Raw genomic sequence first — 765 nt, 5'->3', positions numbered from 1 at the left:
GAATCGCCTGCTCCACCCAAAGCCGTGTCTCTTTATTGATACTGCCGTGGTGCATTGCCAGCTCCCCCGCAAATTCAGGATATTTCTGAAGTATCCGCTGAAACCAGATCTCGCATTGGGAGCGGGTATTTGTGAAAAGCAAGGTAGTTCTCGAATTTCGGATGATGGGCACCACCTCATCGATAAGGTGAAGCCCCAGATGCCCCCGCCATGGGAAGGTCTCCATCTTTTCCGGAATAATAGACTTAACGGTGATCTTCTTCCTGATATCTGCCCGAATCAGAACTGAATTCTCAAAAGCTTCCGATCCGGGTCCCAGCAACACCTCCCTTGCCTCCTGCAAATTTCCAATGGTGGCAGAGATCCCCCAAATCTTCATTTTTGGAGCCACAGTTTTGAGCCGGGAGAGGGCAAGTTCGATCTGTACTCCGCGTTTTGTCCCCAGCAGCTCGTGCCACTCGTCAATGACAATAGCATTTAGATCTTTAAATGTTTTCGCATAACCTTTGGAAGACAACAACAACTGCAGACTTTCGGGCGTGGTGATAAGAAGGTCGGGCATTTGCTTTTTCTGAGCGGCCCGTAATTTTTGGGAGGTATCTCCTGTCCGAATTCCTACTGTCAATCCGCTGCCGATATCCTGGGCAAACCGATTCGCCGCCTGCTCGATCTCCACCGAAAGTGCACGCAGCGGAGTGATCCAGATAGCTTTTAGTCCGGGTTTGTGTTTGGTCTTGTAATCAGGGTTTTGCCTGATGTAGTCGA

1 protein-coding gene is annotated in these 765 nt (G+C 49.9%); it reads right to left on the bottom strand.

Annotated features, from left to right (window positions below; genetic code table 11):
• The coding region (locus HC175_RS15690; RefSeq protein ID WP_168139380.1) for a DEAD/DEAH box helicase at positions 1 to 765 on the bottom strand (765 nt) is incomplete at both ends.

This window comes from Salinimicrobium oceani, from assembly GCF_012037645.1.
The sequence above is the reverse complement of the archived record's forward strand: the minus strand, read 5'-3'. Positions and strand labels throughout refer to the sequence as shown.